This is a genomic window from Reyranella sp. CPCC 100927, assembly GCF_007859315.1.
In the GTDB taxonomy this organism is placed as follows: domain Bacteria; phylum Pseudomonadota; class Alphaproteobacteria; order Reyranellales; family Reyranellaceae; genus Vineibacter.
Genome location: NZ_VOHA01000002.1, coordinates 223,358 through 240,179, shown reverse-complemented (window position 1 = coordinate 240,179; position 16,822 = coordinate 223,358). Strand labels below are relative to the sequence as shown.

Genomic DNA, 16,822 nt, shown 5'->3' with positions numbered 1-16,822 from the left:
AGGGATCTCGCGCGACAGGGCACTCCGTTACCAGGAGATGTCTCGCTGCGCTCGACATGACGGACTGGCTGCACCACCGCAAGGTCCTCGCTGCGCTCGGGACGACGGGAAATGGTGGTGACGCCGTGACGTCCCCGGACCTGTCGGAAAAGATCGCCCTGCAGTACGCAGTGGAGCAGTTCCTCTACCGGGAAGCGGCGTTGCTCGACGACCGGCGGTTCGACGACTGGCTGGCGTTGATCGCCGACGACATCCACTACTGGATGCCCATCCGCCGCACCGTCACCGTCGAAAACCTGCACCTGGAGTATGCCAAGGCCGACGGCATGGCCTATTTCGATGACGACAAGAGCGACCTCAAGATGCGGGTCGACAGGCTGCGCCTGAATTCGGCGTGGTCCGAGAACCCGCCCTCGCGCACCCGCCATTTCGTATCGAACGTGCGCATCCTGGAGGTGAAGGGCCCGGAGATCGCGCTGGAAGCCGCCATCCATCTCTATCGATCCCGCCTCAACGACAAGATCGACCACTGGATCGGCAAGCGCCGCGACCGCCTGCGGCGCGTGGGCGATGGCTTCCAGATCGTCGAACGGCACATCTTTCTCGATCAGACCGTCCTGCTGTCGACCAACTTCAGCAGCCTGTTCTGACTCATCACGCGCGAGCGGGGAGGGAGGGGCCCCACGTTGCGACGCTGTGCTGGCGCACGCGGGTCGATGAGACGTTACGGCAAGCCGGAAGCCCATATCGCCAGCGGATAAGGGCGCTCGTCGTCGCACGGCAACGCCGGGCGCAGTCTCCGCAGGCGTTGATGCTACGGTGCGTCAGTCATTTCGTTGCTGGCGAGGTACGCCGCGGCTTGCGGCGTCGGTGTGGCGGTGGCGGGATCGTATGATGGCCGCAGCACATTCAAGAGCGCTTGGCCTGCGTCGCGCCGGAACTGTGCCATGAAGGCTTTGTCACGCGCTTCCGATGCCTGACGATGTTCGGGGGTCATCGTCGCGCGATCGACGGCCAGCAGGTGGGAAGCGATGGCATTGGCGCATTTCATCAGATCGAGACTAACGGCTAGGAACGCGGAGACCCGGTAGAAGTAGCCGCCAAATAAGCCCCTGCGGCCCACAATAGTCTTGTAGACTCGGAACGCGACATCCCTGTGTTCATACTCTTCGGCCCAATGCCATTTCCAGAGCCGTACAGCATCTGGGTCAGCGCCGTCGAGGTACTCGGCGTAGCGCGTGAACCAGACATGGGCAAACACCAGAGCCGATGACTCAAAGCCGACAGCATAGGCGAGCTTGAATGCCAACGACTTGGTATCAAAGATGCGTTGCAGACGGGCTTGCAGTGCGTCCTCGAAAGCAGCGATACCGGGATATCCGGCAGCCCGGATGCGGGCATTGAACGCATTGTGCAGCTTGTAGTGTTGCACTTCTTGTTTGATGAAGATGTCGATGTCGTCGCGCAGCTGACGGTCATCGGCCCCCAACTTTGCTTTGGCCTGGTGCATCACCTTTACGATGAAGGGTTCAATGTAGGCTGGGATAACAGAGTTGGCATTGGCACGCTGGGCAAATTCGTGATGCCAGGACCAGCGCGGATTCAGGTTGGAAAAATCAATCCTCGGACAACGAACGTGCATGGCCAAGCCTCTGTGTGCAAGGCTATCGCATATCGCAACGGTTGTCCCGCGGAAGCGCGGACGATCGGCGGCGACGCTATTGCTCGATAGATGTCGCGTCGTTTGCCCACCAGGTGATCGAGTTGAGGGACCAGGAGTCGGGCCGCGTCCCGGGGGGCGCCTGGATAGCCATAGCGAAGCTCACATCAGGTCGGATGAGGCAATGAGCAAACTGCCAGGCTTCGTCTGGCGAACGCCAGGCGCCCTCGAAGGGGGCTGGTTGGATCCGGTCCATACCGTCGGTAGCAAGCGATAGTCCATCACCCGTCGCTTTCCCCATCGCTTCACGCAATGTCCAAATCCTGTAGAAGGCTGCTGCGCCGCCCGTTCGAACCATAGCCTGTTCCGAGGGGCCGAAGGCGAATGCCGCCAGCCGGGCAATGTCACGACGCCGATCATGCATTTCGAGGTCGATTCCCACCGGACCCCAATCGCAGGCGGCGGCAGAAACCATGTCAATTGTGTGGGTAATCGATACCGCCGGTGGCCTTGTACCGTCGCTCGGCTGAATCGACGGCTTGCCGCGCGAGTCGATCTCCAGTGACGGCGCAGCCTCCTCACCGAATTGACGGATCAAACTGAGGACGAGAGCCCTGCCCAGGGCGGTTCGGCGTCGCCTCGCCTCCTGGCGTCGTTGGTGAGCATCGGCGAAGGGGCGCATGGGGCCGACTAACGCGCTCGCGAGCGGAGAGCGTAGGTGCACCACTGTACAAACCAATGGATGTTTCATTCCTGTATGCAATTGTGGTAAACATGTGGCATCGTGAAACGTACGCGATACGGGAGTGAAACGTGTGCACCGCCAAGGCTGGTTAGTCGCGCTTGGGGCGAACAACCGCCAGCAACCCGGTTCGGTGCATGAAGGGGGGATGGGGCCAGATTGTCGGCCCCCAGTCGAAAACGGATAGGCACTCGTTTGCCTTCAGCTGTGCCGTTGCATGCGGCGGCGGCCCCATGAGGATGTTTGAAGGGTGGTAGTTGGGAGGTGGAGATGGTGGGGACTTCCAAGACGTTCGGTTTGTTATCAGTTCTTGTCATTGCTGCGAGTGTAACTGGTTGCCGCGTTGAGCCCATTTACAACGTCGAGGACCGCCCGATCGCAACCTCTACACAAGCGCTAGGTCCGGTACAGGTAGAACGGCGGATTATCGAGGCCGCACAGGCCAAAGGGTGGCGGGTGGAGCGGGTTGCCCCTGGGCAGCTGCGAGCAACCATTGATTGGCGGCAGCATTCGGCCACGGTGAACATCCAGTACACCAATACCACATACAACATCCGCTACGCGACCTCGACGAACCTCAAGGAATCGGGCGGCACCATTCACAACCGCTTCAATGCCCGGGTCAGAGAGCTTGAAGACGAAATCGACAGGCGTTTGTCGAAACTTGGATGATGTCGGTGGCCGAACTCGCCTTCCGCATCGAAGCATGGGCCGCCTGGGAGGAGGGGGCGGAGGGTCGCTGGCATGGCGGCCCGTCCGGCGCCAGTGGCATAGCGGCAGCACCGGCCTCTGACGCGCCCGTTATACTGCGTCGGCGGATCGGAGAGATCGGCCGCAACGCGCTGCGTGCGGCGTGGGGATTGCCGAAGGTGGGTGACGCCCGCTTTGTGTTTGCCTCGCGTCACGGGGAACCCGATCGCACGGTCGAAATCCTGCAAGCGCTGACATCAGGCGACCTGCCGTCACCGGCGTCATTCAGCCTGTCGGTCCATAATGCTCTGGCCGGCTTGTTGTCGGTCGCCAGCCGGAACCATCGCGGCCACACGGCGCTGGCGGCTGGGGTTGACAGCTTCTGCTATGGCCTGCTCGAAGCCGTCGGGTGCCTTGCCGAGGCGCCGGATGAGCCGGTTCTGCTGGTGGCCTATGATGCCCCGACGCCGGCGCCTTATGACGAGTTCGCGGCGCTTTCGGCGGAGCCGGCCATGGTGCTGGCGCTGCTGCTGAGCGCAGCCGAGACCGCCGGTGCTCCAGCTATCGCGCTGTCGCTGGAAGCCACTGAGAGCGGCGGGCAGGCGCAGGGGGCAGCCCGGTCCTTCCTTGACTTCATGCTGTCAGGCGCCCCTGGCGGCGACTACTTGGGCCAGCGGGAACGCTGGCACTGGCGTCATGTTCAGGTTCATTAGCTTCTACTGGCGCGCGCTGTGCACCGGACCTGCTCTTGCCGTGTTCTTCGTGGGCGGGTGCTTGCTGGCAGCCACCGTGTTTCCAGTTCTTGCCCTGTGGCCGATGCACGCTGTGCCGCGAACACAGGCCGTCATTCGTCGCACGTTTCAACTTTACCTGCTCGTCCTGCGACTCATCGGCCTGCTCCGGATCGAGATCACTGGTCGGCATCAGCTGGCGGCCTGCCGTGGCCGGTTGATCATCGCCAACCATCCCACGTTGCTCGACGTGGTGCTCCTGATGGCGTACAGCCCGCGAGCCTTCTGCATCGTCAAACCCGAACTGTGGCACAGTTTCTTCCTGCGGGGCGTCATGAAGGCCGCGGGCTATGTTCGCAGCGACCTGCCTGCGGACCAGCTGATCGCGGCCTGTCGCCGAGCGTTCGAGCGGGGCGGCAACCTGATCGTGTTCCCGGAAGGAACGCGGTCGCGGCCTGGGAGACCTCTGCGTTTCAAGCGGGGCTTCGCCAACATCGCGCTGCTCGCCGATGTCGATGTGCGCATGGTCGCGATCACCTGCACGCCGCTCACTCTGATCAAGGGCGAGCCCTGGTACCGCATTCCTGCCGACCGTCCGGTGTTTCATGTGGAAGACCGTGGCGATGTCGGCATCGACCGCTTCAAGCAATACCCGCATCGCGGTGTTGGCGCCCGGCGCTTGGTGGGCGAGCTTGAATCTCTTTACGAAAGCAGGTTTGACGATGGAAGAACTCGAACGCGAACTAAAGACGTTGATCGTGACTTCGCTGAAGCTCGAGGATCTGTCGCCTGACGACATTGACAGCGACGAGTCGATCTTTGTCGAAGGGTTGGGCCTCGATTCGATTGATGCGCTGGAGCTTGGGGTTGCGCTTCGTCAAACATACGGCATCAAGATCGCGACTGTAGACAAGACGATCAAGGCGCACTTCGCCAGCGTGCGAAGCCTGGCCCGTTTCGTCCAGTCTCAGAGGGAAAGATAGGTCCGCCATGCTATCGCGTTCCGATATCCTCGATATGCTGCGTGCGTATCTTGACGAGATGTTCGAGGTAGCGCCGGCGCGGGTTTCGCTTGATGCCAAGCTGTACGAAGATCTCGACCTCGATAGCATCGACGCCGTTGATCTTGTTGTCCGCTTGCAGGAGGTGACCGGACAAAAGATTAAACCCGATATGTTCAAGAACGTGCGTACCGTGGGTGATGTGGTTAACTGTGTCGAAGCCTTGTTGTCGCCTGAGGGATCCGATGCCAGAGTCAGGCAAGTGGTCTGATCCTTGGTTGATCGTCGTCGGCGTCGGCACACTCGCATATCCGATCATCGTGTACCTGGGATTGCCCCACCTGCCGCCCTATGTGCTGGTGGTGCTGGCGCTGCTGCTGATGGCCGGGCGTGCCTTGTTCGCCCGCTCGGACCGGCTGCCGGCGATCGGGCCATGGGGCATGGTATGGTGCGGCGGCGTGTTGGCGTTGCTGTTGCTGATCGCGCCGCTGCTGGCAGCCAAGGCGTATCCGGTAGTGTTGAGCCTGGCGCTGGCAGTTACGTTCGCCGCCTCGCTGGTGCGTCCACCGACCCTGATCGAACGTCTGGCGCGGCTGCAGCATCCGGCTCTGCCAGCGCCGGCCATCGGTTACACACGGATCGTGACGTGGGTGTGGACCGTGTTCCTACTGGGCAATGGCGCACTGGCCGCCGGCCTCGCGGTGTGGGGCAGCCTGGAGCAGTGGACACTGTGGACCAGCCTGGGAGCCTACCTTGCCACCGGCGTTATTTTCGCCATCGAGTGGAGTATCCGACAGGTACTCCTGCGGCGATGGGCCTCGTGAGCGGACGACTGCATTGGCTGGCGCAAGGCTGGCGCGACCTTGACGTTGCCGTCGCTTGGCGCGGCGCGACCGTGTTGCGGCGTCGCGACTTTTTGGCCGATGTTGCGCGTGTGGCTGGCGCGCTCCACGACTGCGGTTGCCGCCGCGGCGCCGTCGTGGCGACCGATGCATATTGGTTCGCGGTCGGCCTATTCGCCTTGCTGCATGCCGGCAGCCGCGTCGTTGTACCACCGAACGTCCTGCCGGATACGATGCATCTTCTAGCGGACCAGTTCGATCTTTTGCTGGTGGACGAGGCGCTGCCGGTGGTCGTGCCGACGTTTCGCATCGACCGAGACTCGCGAGGAAACAACGGGCGCGATCTGGTGGCCGCCAGCATCAATGCGGACATTGCCGTTTTCGAGTTCTACACATCAGGGTCCACGGGCGAGCCCAAGCGGATCAATAAGATGCTGGCCGAAATGGATATCGAGACCGATGTTCTTGACTCCCTGTGGAACCACGCCGCGACTATCCCACCGACGTACGCCACTGTCCCGCACCAGCACTACTTCGGACTAGTCTTTAGGTTGCTGTGGCCGTTGGCTGCCGGCCGGCCATTCGCAGTTGAAACAGACATCCTCTGGGACGGACTGCTGGCTCGCGCGTCACCGCAGTCGGTGCTCGTAACCAGTCCGGCGCATCTGACGCGCCTGAAAGGGATTGCGCCGCTATCCGCAGATCGCCGGTTTGCGCAGGTCTTTACGGCGGGGGCGCCGTTACCGCGCGACGCTGCCGACCAAGCCGAGGCGATATTGGGCGTTCGCCCGACGGAAATCTTTGGTAGCACTGAGACCGGCACGATCGCCACGCGGGTGCAGCGCGAAGGCAACGAGCCCTGGCAGCCGTTGCCCGGAATCGCGATCGACGTCAATGCGGGAGGCTGCCTGAATGTGTCGTCACCCTATGTTTTAGGCGGACGCTTCCAGTCGAGCGATCTTGTGGAGGTGCTACCGGATAATGCGTTTCGCTTCCACGGTAGGGCCGATCACGTCGTGAAGATCGAGGGTAAACGTATCAGCCTACCGGAGGTGGAGCTGGCGCTGCGGCGCTTACCACTGATTGCCGCGGCCGCTGTTGTCACCCTGGACGGCGCGACGATGGCGCTGGCTGCGATTGTCGAGTTGACGGCCGACGGTCGACGCCAACTGCAGGCCATGGGTGCATTTCGCCTCGGGCGCCGGCTGCGCCGGGATCTGGCGTCGACCCTGGAGCCTAGCTGCCAGCCGCGGCGGTGGCGATTCGTCGACTCGATCCCGTCGGGCCCTCTGGGCAAACGACAGGATGTAGCTCTGCGGGCGCTGTTCGATGATCCGGCGTGACCTCCTTGTTCCACCTCCCTATGCGGTGGGGAGGCGCCCTGACACGGCGTTTCGGCACGAAGCGTCGAAACGCCGGTGGGCGGAGAGAGCCGACGTAGTGTCGACAACGAGAGCCACGCGGGCTTTCCTTCTGGCCTTCGGCCATGTCCCCTCAGCTGCGCTGGGGGAGAGTGAGGGAGGGCACTGAATATGGATACCGCTCCCTTGGCGCAGATCATCTGCCGCGATGCTCAGTCTGTGACGCTGCAGTTGCAACTGTCGCCGGACCTCGCTTGCTTTGCCGGCCACTTCCCCGATTTTCCTGTGCTGCCAGGAGTCGTCCAGGTGGATTGGGCATTGCAACTGGCGACCACTTATCTCGGCGTGACGGCCGATGGCGGGATCCGACTTCAGGTCAAGCACAAGCGCATCGTCCTGCCGTCCTCTCCGCTGACGCTCGAATTGCGCGTCGATCAGCCGGGAAGGCTGCGGTTCTCATACCGGTCGGCGGACGTCTTGGTTACCGAAGGAAGCGTGGTGCTGGTTGGGCTATGACGATCCATTGCTGTGCCATTATCCCCAGTCACAATCACCATGCCGCTATGCGCGGTATCGTCGACGTCCTGCGTCAGATTGGCCTGCCGGTCTACGTGATCGATGATGGCAGTGCGGAGCCCGCAGCGTCCGTGCTGGCTGCTTTACATGACCCCACTGGGGGCGTGACAGTGATCCGACTGCCCGACAATCGCGGCAAAGGTGTCGCGGTTGTCGAGGGCTTTCGGGCGGCCATTGCCGCTGGCTTCTCGCATGCCCTGCAGGTCGACGCCGACGGCCAGCATGACCTCGGTGCCGTATCGCGTATGATTGAATTGGCGACGGAACATCCGACAGCACTCGTAAGCGGCGCGCCTGTTTTCGACGGTTCGGCACCCATGGGACGGCGCATCGGGCGATGGTTTACCCATATCTGGGTTTTCATCGAGACGCTGTCGTTTCGTATCACCGACAGCATGTGCGGGTTTCGCATCTACCCCTTGGCGGCCGTCGAGAAATTGCTGCGTGAGGAGTCGACGGGTCGTTACATGGATTTCGACACCGACATTATGGTGCGGCTCTTCTGGCGTGGCACACCCCCTCTGATGGTGCCGGTTAGGGTTGTATACCCTGTCGGCAATACGTCGAACTTTGACCTGTGGCGCGACAACGTCCGTATTAGCATCATGCATACGCGCTTGGTGGGGACCATGCTGCTGCGCCTGCCGAGGATTCTCGCCCATCGTCCACCGCGCGTGGGGACAGCGACGCACTGGGCGTCGCTGGGTGAGCGGGGGCTTTACTGGGGCCTACGACTGTGCGCAGTCGCCTACCGGTTGCTGGGCCGTCGCGGGTGCCTGGTCATGATGGCGCCGGCCGTGCTGTACTTCCTGGCGACCGGCCGCGAGCAGCGTCGGGCGTCGCACGCGTTTCTCACACGGGCGTTTACGGTCAAGGGGACTGCGCGCCGTCCAGGTTTAAAGGATAGCTATCGCCATTTCTCGGCATTTGCCGCTCGTGCGCTCGACACCTTCATTGGCTGGACCGGCGGTTTGTCGCCGGATGCCATCACGTGGGCTGACCGCGATGCTGTGGCGCGCTTCACCGATGATCCCAGCGGCGGGCTGGTGATCGTCTCTCATTTCGGCAACGCCGAGTTGTCTCGTGCTCTGCTGGATAAGCCAACCCGGGATCGGCTCGTGATCCTGGTGCATACTTGGCACGCGCAGAACTACAACCGGGTCCTGCGCGAATTCCGACCTGATGCTGCCGTTAACACGGTTGAAGTGACCCAGATCGGTCCCGACACGGCAATCGCCTTGAAAGAGCATGTCGAGGCGGGTCGCCGAGTGGTCATTGCCGGTGACCGTGTGCCAATCCAGAGCGCGGACCGGACATCGCGGGTTCCTTTTTTGGGTGCGCCGGCCGGCTTCTCGCAAGGCCCGTACATCCTGGCAGCGTTGCTGGATTGCCCTGTCTGGCTGTTGTTCTGCCAACGTGAGGGTGGGCGCTACGTGCTGCATGTAGAACGGTTTACTGATCGCGTCGTGCTGCCGCGTGGCCAGCGCACGCAGGCGCTGGCAGCCTACGCCGAGCAGTATGCGCGGCGCCTGCAGGCGCACGCGCTGGGTGACCCGTATCAATGGTTCAACTTCTTCGACTTCTGGGCGGACAGGACAGGACATGCTGTCGGTTGACACGATCGTCAAGGCACAGTTCTACGACCTCGACCCGATGGACGTGGTGTGGCACGGCAACTACGCGCGGTTCCTTGAACAGGCGCGCTGTGATCTGCTCGATCGCCTGCAGTGCAACTACCGGCAGATGAAGGAGGAGGGATATGTCTTTCCGATCGTACATCTGAACGTGAAGTACGTGCGTCCGATCCGGATGGCACAGGAAGTCGTTGTGACGTCTACTCTCGCCGAGTACGAAAACCGCCTTAAGATCGACTACCGCCTCAAGGATAAGGACTCGGGTCTGGTGCTGACCAAGGCCCAGACCGTTCAGGTCGCCGTCAAGATCGATACCGGCGAACTGTGCCTGGAGTGCCCGAGCGTCTTCGTTGAACGGATCAGGAGGCACCTGTCGTGAGATGGTTGTCTTATGTTGTGGCGGCGCTGGTTCTGGTGCTCGGCGGCGACGGGCCGGCACCGGCCCAGAGTCCGGGCATGGCCGCAGGCGATGTGATGCGTGGTCGCTTCGTTCAGGAACGGCACCTGAAAGGCTTTAATCAGCCGCTGAAGTCCGAGGGCGCCTTTGTGCTGGTTGCCGGCCGCGGTCTGATCTGGCGCGTTGAGCGTCCGTTCGAGGTGACCACGGTCATTACAGCCGCTGGGCTGGTTCAGGAGGTGAATGGTAGTGAGACGACCCGCCTATCGGCGACGCGGGTGCCGGGGTTGGCGAGGCTTTACGACATGCTGGGTGGTGCGCTCACAGGCGACTGGCGGGCGCTGGAAAGCCAGTTCTTGGTACAGCGCCGCAATGACACGGGCTCGTGGCATGTTGTTTTGGCACCACGTGCGGACGCCAGTACAGCGACCTTGCCGCTGAAGTCGATCGTTGTCCGGGGGCGGCAGTTTGTCGACGACGTGCGCCTCGAGAAACCTGATGGCGATACCGACGTGATCGTCTTTGCGAACCAGGTGTTGAGCCGCGGCCCGCTGTCGCCAGCTGAAGCTGGTCTGCTCGCCCATGCTGCCAAATGAAGCGTGTCCTGGCGCTGGCTTGGCTGGCGGTGGTGCTGGCCGCCGGGGTTCACCTTGCGTTGCGCCTGCACCACGGGCTTCCTTTGCGCACCGATCTGGCGTCGCTGCTGCCGCGTGACGAAAACGATCCGGCGCTGCGGCGTGCAAATGAGGCCGTCACCCGCAGCCTGTCGCGGCGTGTGTTCGTTCTGGTGGGCCACAAGGATCGCGACACCGCGCGCCAGGCCGCGGTCGCGATTACCCAGTCGCTGCAGTCGTCGAAGGCGATCGATATCCTGCCGAATGCCAGTCGAGAGCGGTTTCAGGAGTTCGGTGCCGCATTCTTTGCATATCGCCGCGGTTTGCTATCGAATGCGGATCGGCAGCGCCTTCTCGAAGGACGGCCGGAAACCATTGCTGCCCGAGCTCAGGCTCAGATCTTCGGGTTCATTTCGTTGGCCGATTCGGCCCTGCTGCGCGCGGATCCGTTCCTGTTGATGCCGGCATTTCTAGCCAGCCTACCGTTGCCGACCAGCCGCGTTGTCGTCGACGACGGCTTGCTCACTGTGGTCGACGACGATTCCGTGTGGATCCTGGTTGTGGGCCGCCTCAACGGCGAGCCGATGGAACTCGATCTTCAGGATCGCCTGGATGCTACCCTGTCCGCGGCGATAGGGACGCAGCGGAACAAGGCGCCGGGTCTGGAGGTCCTACGTCTCGGCGCGGTTTTCTTCGCCCATGCCGGTGCTCAGGTCTCGTTGGAAGAGACAGCGACGTTGGGTCTTGCGTCTACGGTGGGTACCGTCGTGCTGATCCTGGTCGTCTTCCGGGCGCTGACTCCACTGATGCTGAGCGTGCTGGCCATCGGCATCGGCGTAGGCGCCGGCTTGTCGGCGACACTGCTGATGTTCGGCGAGTTGCATGTCGCTTCCCTGTTGTTCGGCGTTAGCCTCATTGGCGTGGCGGCTGACTACACGCTTTATTACTCTGCCGAAGTGTTTGCCGCAGATGCCGGACCGCCCCAGGTCCGACTTGCGCGTATCATGCCCGGCATCACTATGGGACTGATCACAACCGTTGTCGGTTACGCCATGCTGCTGTTGGCGCCGTTTCCGGGCTTGAAGCAGGTTGCCGTGTTTTCCGTCGTCGGCCTTGTCGCGTGTTACCTAACCGTCGTGCTTTGGTTACCGCTGCTTGACCGCAGCCGGCCGGCCGCCCATGGAGCGCGCATGTTGGCACTGGCCATGATGCTGTGGCGGTTCTGGGATGCGCCGCGCTGGCGAAGCGTGCGGCGCATCAGTTTCGCCATTCTGATCGCACTTGGAATCCTCGGTGCAATGCGACTGACGGTCGAGGATGATATCCGGCGCATGCAAGCGGTGTCGCCACGTTTGGTGTCCGAGCAAATGCGCTTTCAGCAGCTGGTGGGACTGACGGCCGGAGCGCAGTTTTTCGTTGTCAAGGGAGCCGATCATGAAGCGGCGCTGAGACAGGAGGAGGAACTCCTCGACCGCCTGAGCGTGCTGCGCAAAGAAGGGGCCCTCGTCGCGTACCGGGCGCCGGCTAGCTTCGTGCCTTCGGCTCAGCGGCAGCATGCTAATCGCGCGCTGCTGCGCGAGCGGCTGGAGACACCGCTACTCGCCAGTCACCTTGCTGCGCTGGGACTACCTGAATCGGAGTTGCGCCTCGCGGACGATCGCACGCTCACTATTCCTGATGCCACATCGATCCCCGTCCTATCGGATTTCATAGGCGATCTTGTGCTTCCGGACATGAACAATGGTGCTGTCCATATCGTGCTACTTGAAGGGGTCCGCAACGTCGACATGGTTCGCGCAGCTGTTGCCGACATAGATGGGGTTCGCCTTGTCGATCCGGCCTCGGATTTCAGCAGCTTACTGGCACGCTACCGTCACCGCGCCCTCGTCCTCACTGGCGTGTCCGCTGTCGTGGTCGTCGGTCTGGTGATGGCCCGGTTTGGACTGATTGGAGGCCTGCGCGTCATGCTTCCGTCGCTCATGGCCCTGGTCCTGGCGCCGTTGCTGAAGGCTATCTGGGGTTCGCCATTCACGTTCTTTGACGCAATGGCGTTGGTCCTGGTGCTCTCGATCAGCGTCGACTACGCCATCTTCTGTGCTGAAAGTACATTCGAGCACCGGCCGGTGACGCTGTTGGCGGTGTGGTTGACGATGGTGTCGACCTTGTTGTCGTTCGGATTGCTGGCTCTGAGCGACACGATGGCGGTTCATGCGTTCGGTATGACGATGCTGCTGGGGGTCGCGCTGGCGTTCGTTCTGGCGCCGCTGGCAGCGCCAGCGCAGAGGCCTGCAACCGGCCATGACAATGGCGGTGGCGAGGCGTAGAAACGATACGTCTTGAGATTGTGGTTCCGTCTGTCCTGGGCTCGCTTGATGCGTGGATTTCTCTTCGTTGCACTAAGCGTTCTGATCGTCGCCTGCACACCGGTGGACCGCCAGATAGGGCGCGCGCCGGATGGCGTAGTGGCGGTTTCTCCAGGCGTCATCATGACCTTGCCCGGTCCGGCCGACCTTGGCCGCAGCGTTGACGTCGCTCAGATGATCATCGCCCGCTACGGCGAGCGGTCGGTGACGTTCGAAAGCCGTCTCAGCGTGACACCGCAGCGCGTGCTGATGGTCAGCACCGATAGTGCTGGTCGCCGGGCGATGACCATCGAATGGTCGGCACGCGGCATCGAAGCCGACATCGCGCCCTGGGTGCCACGGCAGCTGCGTCCGGTCAATGTGCTCGCCGATCTGGTCTTTCTCTACTGGCCCGAAACCGTCCTGCGTGCCGCCTTCAGCGGATCGCCCGTGACTCTGATGGTCAGTCCCGGGCGCCGCGCGCTGTACCAGGAGGGTCGCGAGCTAATCTGGGCCGAGCACACGCTGGAACGACTGGCGGGCTGGCCGCGGTCGTCGCACTATCGGAATCTGGCGTGGGGCTATGAACTGATGATCAAGTCCGCGGAGGTCACGCCATGACGATGCGGCCGCTAGGATTGACGGCGATGGGGATCGCGACCCCGCTGGGTCGCGGCAAGGCCGACAACAGCGCTGGGCTGTTTTCCGGGACCCGCGGCACATTCGCGGCGCGCGACGACCTCGTGCCGGAAAGACGGGTGCTGGTAGGTACCGTCGCTGGCGATCTGCCACGGACGCCATTTCCCGAACTCGACTGCCGCAATAATCGACTGATGCAGGTCGTCTTGGACGAGATCAGAGATCCGATCGCCGACGCGGCACGGCGCTATGGACCCGACCGGATTGCGGTGGTGCTGGGCACCAGCACGTCGGGGATTGCCGATGCTGAAGCCGCGTTTGCAGAGCGCAAACGGACAGGGGTTTGGCCGTCGACGTTCGACTACCAGCAGCAGGAAATCGGTGGCCTATCGCAGTATGCGGTCCGCTATCTCGGTTTGCGCGGGCCTGCCTACACGGTTGCAGTAGCGTGTTCTTCCAGCGCCAAGGTTTTTGCCTCCGCGCGGCGGCTGATCCGATCGGGAGTGGTGGATGCAGCCGTGGTCGGTGGCGCTGATACGCTCTCGCGTATGACACTCAATGGATTTGCCACGCTTGAGGCGCTCTCGCCCACGCATTGCAACCCGTTTAGTGCCAACCGTGACGGTATCACGATCGGTGAGGGTGCATCGGCGTTTCTGGTCGAGCCTACCGAGGCCGAGGTGATGCTGAAGGGCATAGGCGAAAGCTCGGATGCCTACCACGCGAGCGCACCCGATCCGACGGGACTGGGAGCGGCAAGCGCCATGCGCAGGGCACTTGCCGATGCTGGGTTGCCCGGCAGTGCCATCGCGTACGTGAATCTCCATGGAACCGCCACGCCATTGAACGATGCCATGGAAAGTAAGGCCGTCGCCGCGGTCTTAGGCGGGCAGGTGCCGGCGAGTTCTACCAAACCGCTGACGGGCCATATGCTGGGCGCGGCTGGTGGTTGTGAAGCCGCGTTCCTGTGGTTGGCGTTGACCCATGCATATAATCCGGGCTGCCTTTTGCCACCGCATGTGTGGGATGGTGTTCCCGATCCCGAATTGCCATCACTGAATTTGGTTACACCGGACTCGCGGTTACCGCCTAATCGCGGTGTGTCGATGCTGACAAGCTCCTTCGCGTTCGGCGGGAGTAACATGGCTCTCGTGATGGGCCACGCATGACCGACTCGCTGCGTCCGCCCTGGTCGATCGACCAGCTGCTGCCTCATGCCGGGCGGGCGATCCTGCTGGATGCGGTGGATATGTTTACCGGCAGAAGTCTCTCGGCACATTTGACGATCCGGCGTGACTCACCGTTCTTCCGTGACGGTGGTATCCCCACGCACGTGGCCATTGAGTACATGGCACAGGCATGTGCAGCATTTGTCGGCGTCGAGGCGATGTTGGCTGGTGTGCCGCCACGAATAGGCTTGCTGCTGGGGGCACGTGGCTTTCGGGCAGTACGACCAAGGTTCGTTGAGGGTGAACGATTGACCGTTGAGTCCAACTTGGTATTTCGTGACGAGCAGGTCGGTGTCTTCGACTGTGACGTTCGGTCGGGCGAGGAAGTGCCTGTGATGGCCCGCTTGACGGTGTTTCAGCCAGCGAATGCCGAGGCCCTCTTGGCCGGACAACTTGGGGATGGCGATGGCTAGGACTGTATTGGTCACCGGCGCCAGCAAGGGCATTGGGCGGGCGATTGCTGAACGATTGGCACGAGGCGGCTTCTCGATTGTGCTTCACTATCACACAGACCTGGCGGGCGCGGATGAGGCGTTGGCTGGTGTGCGTAGAGCAGGAGTTGAGGGCCGCTTACTGTCCTTCGATATCGCAGATCGGGACCGCTGTCGCGCGATGCTTGAGGCCGATATGGCAGACCATGGCGCCTACTGGGGTGTTGTGCTCAATGCAGGAATTGCGCGGGACAACGCATTTCCAGCGATGGAGGATGCAGATTGGGACAATGTCCTGGAGACTAATCTAGACGGTTTCTACAACGTGCTGAAGCCGATCGTCATGCCGATGGTGTCCGCCCGCCAAGGCGGTCGCATTGTCACCCTGTCATCCGTCGCTGGGTTGATCGGCAACCGGGGTCAGGTCAACTATAGCGCTACGAAAGCTGGGATCATCGGTGCCACCAAAGCATTGGCGATCGAACTCGCTAAGCGCAACATCACCGTTAATTGTGTCGCCCCAGGCGTGATCGAAACCCAGATGACGCAGGAACTGCCGGTCGATGAACTGCGCGCTTTGGTGCCGATGCGCCGGTTCGGGAAGCCCGCCGAGGTGGCAGGTTTGGTGGCATTTCTGATGTCGGACGAGGCCAGCTATATCACGCGGCAGGTGATCTCCGTGAACGGAGGTATGATCTGATGCGGCGGGTTGTGGTCACTGGCATGGGCGGCGTCACAGCGTTGGGCGATGACTGGCCCGTAATTCGTGAAGCGCTCGCAGCTGGACGTACCGCCGTGCGCGTGATGCCAGAATGGGATCGTTTCGAGGGTGTCAACACGCGTCTGGCGGCGCCTGTGCCGAACTTTTCCGGTGGTGAACGCTATCCGCGCAAGAAAACACGGACGATGGGACCAGTGTCGCTAATGGCGGTTCAAGCGACCGAGCGGGCACTGGCCACGGCTGGCCTTTTGGACGATCCTGTCGTTCGTTCGGGTACCACCGGGATTGCCTATGGATCATCGTTCGGCAGTCCGGCGCCCGTTCTCGGATTTGCTGAACTGATGCAGCACGGCAAGTCGAAGACGCTGAACGCCACCAGCTACATCCAGATGATGAGCCATACTGCCGCTGTGAATATCGGGCTGTTCTTCGGCGTAACCGGTCGCGTTATTACGACATCGAGCGCCTGCACGTCGGGAAGCCAGGCAATCGGCTATGCTTACGAAGCCATTGGGTGGGGCAAGGCCGATGTCATGATCGCTGGTGGTGCCGAGGAACTCGACATCACCGAGGCAGCTGTGTTCGACACATTGTTCGCGACATCTACCCGCAACGATGCGCCATCAACAACGCCCAAGCCTTATGACCGCGACCGAGACGGCCTGGTCATTGGTGAAGGTGCCACGACGCTCATTCTCGAGGACTATGACCGTGCGCTTGGCAGGGGAGCGCCGATTTTTGCCGAAGTGGTGGGCTACGGCACCAACACCGACGGCAGTCACGTGACCCAGCCGCGGGCTGAGACCATGGAAGTCGCCATGCGGCTTGCGTTGCGCGATGCTGACCTGTCGCCTGAGGCAATCGGCATGGTTAACGGCCACGGCACGGCGACGGATGCTGGTGACATCGCCGAGACGACGGCGACGGCCGCGGTGTTCGGACTCGCCGCGCCAATCCATTCGCTGAAGAGCTACTTCGGCCACACGCTTGGCGCCTGCGGTGCGCTGGAAGCGTGGCTTGGGATCGAGATGCTGCGCGAAGGCTGGTTCGTGCCAACCGCCAATCTCAAGAACATCGACCCCCGGTGCGGGGATCTCGACTACCTTGCTGGCAATCCACGGCGCATCGCTTGCGAACGGTTTATGAGCAACAACTTTGCCTTCGGCGGCATCAACACATCGTTGATTTTTGCGCGTCTGTAAGCGGAGCTGC

The 16,822-nt window shown here is 62.1% G+C and carries 20 protein-coding genes; 18 read left to right on the top strand and 2 right to left on the bottom strand.

Annotation, left to right across the window (positions count from 1 at the left end):
* Positions 1-56 precede the first annotated feature (56 nt).
* The gene (locus FQU96_RS07245) at positions 57-650 is read left to right on the top strand and encodes a 3-phenylpropionate/cinnamic acid dioxygenase subunit beta (RefSeq protein WP_146540201.1); all 594 of its coding nucleotides are present in this window, start codon (positions 57-59) and stop codon (positions 648-650) included.
* 164 nt (positions 651-814) lie between these two features.
* Here FQU96_RS07245 and FQU96_RS07240 read toward each other — a convergent pair whose 3' ends face one another.
* Positions 815-1,642 (bottom strand): metal-dependent hydrolase, encoded by an 828-nt coding sequence (locus FQU96_RS07240; RefSeq protein WP_146540200.1) that lies wholly within the window; start codon positions 1,640-1,642, stop codon positions 815-817.
* A gap of 76 nt (positions 1,643-1,718) precedes the next feature.
* Positions 1,719-2,258 (bottom strand): 4'-phosphopantetheinyl transferase superfamily protein, encoded by a 540-nt coding sequence (locus FQU96_RS07235; RefSeq protein WP_218574637.1) that lies wholly within the window; start codon positions 2,256-2,258, stop codon positions 1,719-1,721.
* Between the two features lie 414 nt (positions 2,259-2,672).
* On the opposite strand from FQU96_RS07235, the gene FQU96_RS07230 reads away from it, so the two are divergent.
* The 17 genes from FQU96_RS07230 (at position 2,673) to FQU96_RS07155 (ending at position 16,812) form a co-directional block, all read left to right on the top strand.
* On the top strand, positions 2,673-3,074 hold the full coding sequence (locus FQU96_RS07230) for a hypothetical protein (protein ID WP_146540198.1): 402 nt from the start codon (positions 2,673-2,675) through the stop codon (positions 3,072-3,074).
* A 5-nt stretch (positions 3,075-3,079) separates the two neighbouring features.
* A complete protein-coding gene (locus FQU96_RS07225; protein ID WP_178130363.1) occupies positions 3,080-3,805 on the top strand; it encodes a beta-ketoacyl synthase chain length factor in 726 nt (241 codons plus the stop codon).
* A complete protein-coding gene (locus FQU96_RS07220; protein ID WP_146540196.1) occupies positions 3,789-4,616 on the top strand; it encodes a 1-acyl-sn-glycerol-3-phosphate acyltransferase in 828 nt (275 codons plus the stop codon). The genes FQU96_RS07225 and FQU96_RS07220 overlap by 17 nt, the downstream gene beginning before the upstream one ends.
* Entirely contained in the window at positions 4,582-4,806 is a 225-nt protein-coding gene (locus tag FQU96_RS07215; RefSeq protein WP_255467894.1) for a phosphopantetheine-binding protein, read from the top strand. The genes FQU96_RS07220 and FQU96_RS07215 overlap by 35 nt, the downstream gene beginning before the upstream one ends.
* Before the next feature lie 7 nt (positions 4,807-4,813).
* The gene (locus tag FQU96_RS07210) at positions 4,814-5,095 is read left to right on the top strand and encodes an acyl carrier protein (RefSeq protein ID WP_146540194.1); all 282 of its coding nucleotides are present in this window, start codon (positions 4,814-4,816) and stop codon (positions 5,093-5,095) included.
* The gene (locus FQU96_RS42125) at positions 5,070-5,648 is read left to right on the top strand and encodes a hypothetical protein (RefSeq protein ID WP_178130362.1); all 579 of its coding nucleotides are present in this window, start codon (positions 5,070-5,072) and stop codon (positions 5,646-5,648) included. Before FQU96_RS07210 ends, FQU96_RS42125 begins: the two co-directional genes overlap by 26 nt.
* Positions 5,645-7,009 carry an AMP-binding protein gene (locus tag FQU96_RS43025; protein WP_178130361.1) on the top strand — a complete coding sequence of 455 codons (1,365 nt, stop codon included), beginning with the start codon at positions 5,645-5,647 and terminating at the stop codon, positions 7,007-7,009. The genes FQU96_RS42125 and FQU96_RS43025 overlap by 4 nt, the downstream gene beginning before the upstream one ends.
* A gap of 189 nt (positions 7,010-7,198) precedes the next feature.
* Entirely contained in the window at positions 7,199-7,543 is a 345-nt protein-coding gene (locus FQU96_RS07200) for a 3-hydroxyacyl-ACP dehydratase FabZ family protein (RefSeq protein WP_146540192.1), read from the top strand.
* Positions 7,540-9,219 (top strand): glycosyltransferase, encoded by a 1,680-nt coding sequence (locus FQU96_RS07195; protein WP_146540191.1) that lies wholly within the window; start codon positions 7,540-7,542, stop codon positions 9,217-9,219. The genes FQU96_RS07200 and FQU96_RS07195 overlap by 4 nt, the downstream gene beginning before the upstream one ends.
* Positions 9,206-9,616 carry a thioesterase family protein gene (locus FQU96_RS07190; RefSeq protein WP_146540190.1) on the top strand — a complete coding sequence of 137 codons (411 nt, stop codon included), beginning with the start codon at positions 9,206-9,208 and terminating at the stop codon, positions 9,614-9,616. The genes FQU96_RS07195 and FQU96_RS07190 overlap by 14 nt, the downstream gene beginning before the upstream one ends.
* The gene (locus tag FQU96_RS07185) at positions 9,613-10,230 is read left to right on the top strand and encodes an outer membrane lipoprotein carrier protein LolA (RefSeq protein WP_146540189.1); all 618 of its coding nucleotides are present in this window, start codon (positions 9,613-9,615) and stop codon (positions 10,228-10,230) included. Before FQU96_RS07190 ends, FQU96_RS07185 begins: the two co-directional genes overlap by 4 nt.
* Positions 10,227-12,572, top strand: a complete 2,346-nt coding sequence (locus tag FQU96_RS07180; RefSeq protein ID WP_146540188.1) for an MMPL family transporter — start codon at positions 10,227-10,229, stop codon at positions 12,570-12,572. Before FQU96_RS07185 ends, FQU96_RS07180 begins: the two co-directional genes overlap by 4 nt.
* Positions 12,573-12,710: 138 nt before the next feature.
* Entirely contained in the window at positions 12,711-13,211 is a 501-nt protein-coding gene (locus FQU96_RS07175; protein WP_178130359.1) for a DUF3261 domain-containing protein, read from the top strand.
* Complete coding sequence (locus FQU96_RS07170; RefSeq protein ID WP_146540186.1) at positions 13,208-14,398, top strand: beta-ketoacyl-[acyl-carrier-protein] synthase family protein; 1,191 nt, start codon at positions 13,208-13,210, stop codon at positions 14,396-14,398. Before FQU96_RS07175 ends, FQU96_RS07170 begins: the two co-directional genes overlap by 4 nt.
* A complete protein-coding gene (locus tag FQU96_RS07165) occupies positions 14,395-14,871 on the top strand; it encodes a 3-hydroxylacyl-ACP dehydratase (RefSeq protein WP_146540185.1) in 477 nt (158 codons plus the stop codon). The genes FQU96_RS07170 and FQU96_RS07165 overlap by 4 nt, the downstream gene beginning before the upstream one ends.
* Positions 14,864-15,589 (top strand): 3-ketoacyl-ACP reductase FabG2, encoded by a 726-nt coding sequence (locus FQU96_RS07160; protein WP_146540184.1) that lies wholly within the window; start codon positions 14,864-14,866, stop codon positions 15,587-15,589. Before FQU96_RS07165 ends, FQU96_RS07160 begins: the two co-directional genes overlap by 8 nt.
* On the top strand, positions 15,589-16,812 hold the full coding sequence (locus FQU96_RS07155) for a beta-ketoacyl-ACP synthase (protein WP_146540183.1): 1,224 nt from the start codon (positions 15,589-15,591) through the stop codon (positions 16,810-16,812). Before FQU96_RS07160 ends, FQU96_RS07155 begins: the two co-directional genes overlap by 1 nt.
* The last annotated feature ends 10 nt before the right edge of the window (positions 16,813-16,822 follow it).